Consider the following 6558-nt stretch of genomic DNA (forward strand, 5'->3'; position numbering starts at 1 on the left):
CAAGAAAAAAAATAAGGGGCAGAGCGAGAACAGACAAAAAAAAGACGTCTCCTTCAAAACCCGTCCATTACGCTTTAATCTCAACGAGCGTGATCTTGAACTTCAACGTCTTCCCCGCCAAAGGATGATTCAAATCCACCGTGACCTCATCCGCCCCGACATCCTTAATCACCGCAGGAATCTGCTGGCCAGAAGGCGCCTGGACTGCAAACATCATCCCCTCCTTGACCTCCTGATCCCCAAACGCCTTCCTCGGCACTTTCTGAATCAGCTGCGGATTCGTATCACCATACGCGTCCTGAGAAGCAATCGTCACCTCTTTGACTTGGCCGACATCCATGCCAACCAAGGCATCATCAAAACCCTTAATAACCTTCCCCGCGCCGACTTCAATCTCCAACGGCTCCTTGCCCTCAGACGAGTCAAACACGGCACCATCCTCAAACGTGCCAACGTAATGCACCTTCACCACATCTCCTTTCTTCACAGAAGCCATACTCCTTACCCTCCGAAACCAAGAGAACGGAAAAGCCTAAAAAGAACATCCCGAAACAACTGGTTCCAATACTTCAACACGAAACAAGAGCCCGAGATGCTTTAAAAAGCTTTTCCTTTTCCTCGTGCAAACTTCAACAATCAAGACCCTCACTACGAGCAACCCTCGCCCGTCACCAACCACGACCCCTCCCACCAAGCACCACAACGCATACAAAAACGCATACAAACACCAAAACTTATAAATAACTGGCACGTGGCCAACACCTTCATGGCCTTCTTTTCCATCGCAGAAGTCATCGACGCCCTCATCATGACAGCCATCCTGGGCTTTCTCTTCCAGGACGCGTTCCGCTACCGAACCACCCACGACTACCTCGCCCACACCAGAAAAACAGCATCTTGGAACGACTTCCTCTTCGCCGCCGCCATCATCGCGCCCAGCATCATCCTCCACGAACTCGGCCACAAATTCACCGCCATCGCCTTCGGCCACCACGCCACGTTTTTTGGCGCTTGCACCATCCAACAAGGCATCTCCGGCCTCACCTCCTTCCCCTGCTTCCTCATGGCAGCAGCGATCGCAATGAAACTTGCAGGGGCAAGCATCCTCTTCTTCATCCCCGCCTACGTCGCGTACACCTCCCAAGCAACCCCTCTCCAAAGCGCCCTTATCGCCCTTGCAGGCCCCCTCGTCAACCTCCTCCTCTGGACAACACCCCAACTCCTCCTCCGCTACAACCCTTCCTGGTGGCATAGCCTACAACCAAAAACCCAGCAAGGACTCATCCTCCTCGCACGCATCAACCTCTTCCTCTTCGTCTTCAACATCCTCCCCATTCCCGGCTTTGACGGCTACTGGGTGCTCACCAACCTCTTCAAGCTCGTCCTTAGCGCATAAAGAAAAACACCTACGCTCTTCTCCACCTCCCGACCAACGACGCACAAACACGTCCACGCCCTCATCTGAACTTCAAGATAACTATTCAAGTATACGCACTTAACAACAGCAATGTTTTTATCTGCCAACGAGAAAAACACAAACAGTGCCTACCAAACCCACGTGGATCATCATAACCGGCGGCGTCCTCTCAGGACTAGGCAAAGGAGTCGCGGCGGCGAGCATCGGCAACCTTCTCACCCCCCACTACCGCGTCATCCCCGTGAAATGCGACGGGTACCTCAACGTCGACCCGGGAACGATGAACCCCATCGAACACGGAGAAGTCTTCGTTCTCGACGACGGCGGCGAAGTCGACATGGACTTTGGCCACTACGAACGATTCCTCGGCGTCACGTGCAAGAGCTCCTGGAACCTCACCATGGGAAAAGTCTTCACCACCGTCTGCGAAAAAGAACGAAAAGGAGACTACCTCGGCAAAACCGTCCAGTTCATCCCCCACGTGACCGACACCATCAAGAACTGGTGGAAGCGCATCGCAAAACAAGAACGAGCGGACATCATCCTCCTCGAAATAGGCGGCACCGTCGGCGACATAGAAAACGAACTCTACATCGAGGCCGCCCGCCAGCTCAAACACGACGTCGGAGCAGAAAACACCCTCTACATCCACCTCACCTACGTACCCACCCCCAGCCACGTCGGAGAACAAAAAAGCAAGCCAACCCAGCAAAGCGTCCAACTCCTACGCGAGCGCGGCATCACGCCCGACATCATCATCGGAAGATCACGGAAAACACTCGACAAACGCATCAAGGAAAAAATTGCAAAATTCTGCGACGTTCCCAAAGAAGCAGTCATCAGCGGCGTTGACGTACCAACCGTCTACGAAATCCCCCTCATCTTCAAAAAAGAAGGCCTCCACCACATCCTCAAAGAAAAACTCAGGCTCACCACCCAGAACAACAAAACATGGGAGTGCCTCGTCAATCAACTCCACCAACCAACGCAAGAAATCACCATCGCCGTCTGCGGCAAATACACCAAACTCGAGGACAGCTACGCCAGCATCGCCGAAGCCATCACTCACTGCGCCGCCCATACCAAGACAGCCATCACCCTCACCTGGATTGACACGAGCAAAGTCGCCACCACCCAAGACGCCAAACACGTCCTGAAGGACGCCGACGGCGTCATCGTCCCGGGAGGATTCGGAACGCGCGGCGTGGAAGGAAAAATCAAGGTCATCGAGCACTGCCGCACGACCGGCACGCCCTTCCTGGGCATCTGCTACGGCATGCAACTCGCCGTTGTCGAGTACGCAAGGAACCAATGCGGCATCAAAGACGCAAACACCGAAGAAGTCAGCGGGAAACAAGACGACGTCGTCTGCATCCTCCCAGAACAGCGAAGCATCACCAACAAAGGAGGCACCATGCGCCTCGGCGGGCACGACGTCCTCCTCAAGAAAGGAACCCGCGCCTACCACCTCTTTGGCAAGCAAGAAACCATACGACGACGCTTCCGCCACCGCTACGAAATCAACCCTGCCTTCATTGACACCCTCCAAGAACACGGCCTCGTCTTCTCAGGCAAAGCCCCCACAAGACCCATCATGCAAATCCTCGAACTCCCCGACCACCCCTACTTCATGGCAAGCCAATTCCACCCAGAACTCACTTCAGGCCTCCTCGAGCCAAGCCCGCTCTTCTTAGGCCTCGTCCAAGCCGCCATCAAGAACCGAACAACACCCTACACGGCGAACCAGTAAGCTTTAAAAAGGAACAGCTTTTCCAGCACCCCACCATGACCTTACAAACTCAGCCAAAACGAACGCTCAGCCTCACCGAGCAGGCCAGCGTAACCAACTCACCAGGCAGCGTCCGATTCTTATGCCCCCAATGCGGCGAGTACGAAATCGTAAGAAGCCGCAACGAGCGAGAAACAGTCGTTCGCTACACCTGCCCCCAATGCGGCTTTGAAGGCCCCAACTAAAAAACAACCCTCCAAAAAAAAAGAGCACACTACAAAAAAAAGGTTTTTTGCCGGAGCGACGAAAAAGAGGAACACACCCATGGCCGACGTCATTGTCACCTTCACCATCATGCCCGAAAGCCCCGAAACCGACTTGGAACACCTCACCACGCTCGCCAAAGAAAAAATCACTGCGTTCGCTGGCGAAGGGGACATGCGCACAAGCCAAGAACCCGTCGCGTTCGGCCTCAAAAAACTCATCATCACCTTCGTCGCTGACGAAAGCAAGGGCAGCACAGAAGCAATCGAAAAAGAAATTGCCTCTTTGCCCGGAGTTTCTAGCTGCGAGTGCACCGACGTTCGCAGAGCAATCGGGTAAGGGCGCTTCGTTAGGGCCACTACCACCAACCAAGCTTCACTCACGAACGCCCCTGCAATACATCCCGTACCACAGCAAACGGCGCGTTTGTCCTAAAAAACTCCCCGCCAAGATGCGACCTCGCAAACAAAAAACCCCTCTTCTCAAGCCCTCCCGCGATGGCACGCCACCCCGGCGCTTTCTCAACACCAAGCACGCCTGCCAAAACGTGGGAAGAATACACAACACCGCCAACTCTCGCCTCGGCGGCAAGACAAGAGAGCAGCGACGCGGCATCACCCCGAGCAGCGCCCGCTGCGCGCTCGAGCACCACGGGATCACCCAACGCCCCCACCCAAAGGGGCCCGCCAACGATACGCCCTCTCGTCTGCACGCCCTCCTCAAAACACGCTCCTTTCACAAAACCAACCTCGCCGCTTTGGGAAGAGCACCACAACACGCCGTGCTCTCTCAGCACGTCCTCAGCACCTTTCCTTGACTTCTCAACAAAGAACATCACACGATAATAATGCTCCTTCGCATAGGAAAGCACCGGCACCGCCGCCTTCCCGTGCTGGGCGGCGACGAGCTGCACCTTCCTCACGAGAATACGAAGGCCTGCTTCGTGACGCAAAAAATTACTCAGAGGCCTGCTCCAGTACTTCCTCCTGCACGTTCCCCTATACGCCCCGGCGAGGGACGCAGTATCCGTCGCGGTCACGGCAAGGTAGGCCTTGCTCTTCAAAGACTGCACGGCGGCGTCAAGGAAAGGATTAGGAGAACCAAAAGGGTCAACGTCCACAACATCAAAATGACGCTCTCTCAAGAGCAAGACACGCGCATCTTCGCGAAAGAACTGAACGGCCTTGGCAAGCCCCAGCCTCTCCGCGTTCTTCTCCGCCCAATGCACCGCAACCGGATTGATATCTCCTGCGACAACATCGCAAAACACGCCCTCAGGGAGCTCTCGCAAGAGCCGAAACACTCTCACACCGCAGCCCGCCAGAGGAAAGCACGCCCGAAACGAAGAAGCGCCCACAACAGAAAAAAACGCAACAAGCACGTCCCTCGCGAGCTTCATTGCAGGATTATAAAAGACAGGAAGCTTACGTGTCGGCGCCCCTTCCTGCGGCAACACCATCGACACGGATCCTTCACGAACAACGACCATACGCACCACCCCGTTTCCAGAGGAAAACGCAAATCCCAACGAACCTTAAAAGCGCTCCGGGCTTGAAGAAGCCGCGAACCCCTCCAAGGACACACCTCTTTTTTTTCAATGTTTCGGGGAATTCACAAAAACACACTCACAAAAACACAAAGAGAAGCGAACCAACCCCTGCGGTAAATGAAACCACACCCCCCAAACCACCCCAAAGAAAGAGAGGAAGGAAAAGAAAAAAAAGGGAAAAATATATTAAGCCAAAACCAATAAAAAGCACGCTGAGCGTTTCCACAGAACAAAGAAACACGCCAAAAAAAACAAGGAGGCACTACCGACTTGAAAGCGCAAAGAGTGCTCAACTTGGAGTCATTTCTCAGCGGAAACACCATTTATTCCCTCGCAAGCACCATAGAAATTGCGGATTACTACGCCACCGAACACTTCTACATCGCAAGCCCCCACTACCTCCTCCTCGTCGCAGAGGTGAGAAGACACGCACCGCCTTCCTCCAAAACACCACTTCCAGAAACAAAAATACAGACGCAACACAAGAAGAATTCAAGAGGCGGACTTGAAGAACGAACAAGCCACAACCCCTACAGCGCGCACCGCCCCCGCGTCACCCTTGTTGACGAAAACACCATCTGCGACTTCCTCGCAAGGCCTTGCATTGACACTCGAGAAGGAGGGCATCTCATCTACCTCTACACAATGCTCCAAGAAAAATACTTGCCAAGGATTCCATGGGCGCTCACTAACAAGCTCTACGCCTTCGCACGGGAAGACATGCGCCAACTCACCGCCTGCGACTTCGCGTGCGAAACGTGCTCCAATCAACAACCCTCACCAACAACACCCTCCGAAAATAACGCGCATCAAAAACGATAACAGAAACCAAAAAAAAAGAACGCTTAAAAACGCGGCACGTCTCCTGGCGGCTGCAATGACACTTCGCAGCCCCATCGTTTCCGTCCTCGGCCACGTCGACCACGGCAAGAGCAGCATCCTCGATGCCATACGAGAGAGCAACATCGTCGCAACCGAAGCAGGACACATCACTCAAGCCATCGGTGCGAGCATCATCCCTACTTCTGCCATCATCCAACGATTCGGCGACCTCATCAAAACAATGGGGTTCTCCCTCACCCTCCCCGGCATCCTCTTCATCGACACCCCCGGGCACGCCGCGTTCACTACGCTACGCAAGAGAGGCGGAAGCCTCGCGGACCTCGCCGTCCTCGCGGTCGACATTAACGAAGGATTCAAGCCCCAAACCAAAGAAGCTGTCGAAATCCTCAGAAACGCGAAAACACCCTTCATCATTGCCGCAAACAAAATCGATCTCGCACCGGGGTTTGAAGCAAAAAAAGGCACCCTCCTCGACGTACTCAACGCCCAGCCCTCCAACGTCCAAAGCTACCTTGACACCAAACTCTACGAGATCGTCGGAACCCTCTACGAAAACTTCCAACTCACAGCAGAGCGCTTCGACCGCATCGAAGACTTCACCAAAACCCTCGCCATCGTCCCCTGCTCTGCAAAGACAAAAACAGGCATCCCCGAACTCATCGTCCTCATCGCCGGACTCGCGCAACGCTTCCTCGAAAAAAACCTTCACATCACCACAAACGCCCCAGCAAAAGGAACCATCCTCGAAGTCAAAGA

The 6558-nt window shown here is 54.3% G+C and carries 8 protein-coding genes and 1 pseudogene; 6 read left to right on the forward strand and 3 right to left on the reverse strand.

Annotated features, from left to right (window positions below):
- Nucleotides 1-67: 67 nt before the first annotated feature.
- Complete coding sequence (locus D6783_01015) at nt 68-496, reverse strand: peptidylprolyl isomerase (protein RME53737.1); 429 nt, start codon at nt 494-496, stop codon at nt 68-70.
- A gap of 36 nt (nt 497-532) precedes the next feature.
- Nucleotides 533-724 carry a hypothetical protein gene (locus D6783_01020; GenBank protein RME53738.1) on the reverse strand — a complete coding sequence of 64 codons (192 nt, stop codon included), beginning with the start codon at nt 722-724 and terminating at the stop codon, nt 533-535.
- A 42-nt stretch (nt 725-766) separates the two neighbouring features.
- Between D6783_01020 and D6783_01025 the strand changes: the two genes are divergently transcribed.
- From D6783_01025 to D6783_01040, 4 genes and pseudogenes are all read left to right on the forward strand, one after another.
- Nucleotides 767-1396 (forward strand): M50 family peptidase, encoded by a 630-nt coding sequence (locus D6783_01025; protein ID RME53739.1) that lies wholly within the window; start codon nt 767-769, stop codon nt 1394-1396.
- A 145-nt stretch (nt 1397-1541) separates the two neighbouring features.
- A complete protein-coding gene (pyrG, locus tag D6783_01030; protein RME53740.1) occupies nt 1542-3167 on the forward strand; it encodes a CTP synthase (glutamine hydrolyzing) in 1626 nt (541 codons plus the stop codon).
- Nucleotides 3168-3274: 107 nt separating this feature from the next.
- Nucleotides 3275-3391 (forward strand): annotated as a pseudogene (locus tag D6783_01035) (RNA-binding protein).
- Nucleotides 3375-3749, forward strand: a complete 375-nt coding sequence (locus D6783_01040; GenBank protein ID RME53741.1) for an elongation factor 1-beta — start codon at nt 3375-3377, stop codon at nt 3747-3749. The pseudogene D6783_01035 and the gene D6783_01040 overlap by 17 nt, the downstream one beginning before the upstream one ends.
- Before the next feature lie 40 nt (nt 3750-3789).
- Here the strand turns inward: D6783_01040 and D6783_01045 are convergent, their stop codons facing one another.
- Nucleotides 3790-4899: a hypothetical protein gene (locus tag D6783_01045; protein RME53742.1), complete on the reverse strand. Its 1110-nt coding sequence runs from the start codon at nt 4897-4899 to the stop codon at nt 3790-3792.
- 330 nt (nt 4900-5229) lie between these two features.
- On the opposite strand from D6783_01045, the gene D6783_01050 reads away from it, so the two are divergent.
- Together D6783_01050 and D6783_01055 are read left to right on the forward strand one after the other, a co-directional pair.
- Complete coding sequence (locus D6783_01050; protein RME53743.1) at nt 5230-5781, forward strand: hypothetical protein; 552 nt, start codon at nt 5230-5232, stop codon at nt 5779-5781.
- A 55-nt stretch (nt 5782-5836) separates the two neighbouring features.
- A partial coding sequence (locus tag D6783_01055) for a GTP-binding protein (protein ID RME53744.1) occupies nt 5837-6558 on the forward strand: 722 nt, incomplete at its 3' end.

Source organism: Candidatus Woesearchaeota archaeon, from assembly GCA_003694805.1.
In the GTDB taxonomy this organism is placed as follows: Archaea; Nanobdellota; Nanobdellia; order Woesearchaeales; family J110; genus J110.

What these genes read in the sequence shown, in the direction of transcription:
- D6783_01015 (RME53737.1), bottom strand. Translation starts at nt 496, where the DNA reads ATGGCTTCTGTGAAGAAAGGAGATGTGGTGAAGGTGCATTACGTTGGC.
- D6783_01025 (RME53739.1), top strand. Translation starts at nt 767, where the DNA reads ATGGCCTTCTTTTCCATCGCAGAAGTCATCGACGCCCTCATCATGACA.
- D6783_01045 (RME53742.1), bottom strand. Translation starts at nt 4,899, where the DNA reads ATGGTCGTTGTTCGTGAAGGATCCGTGTCGATGGTGTTGCCGCAGGAA.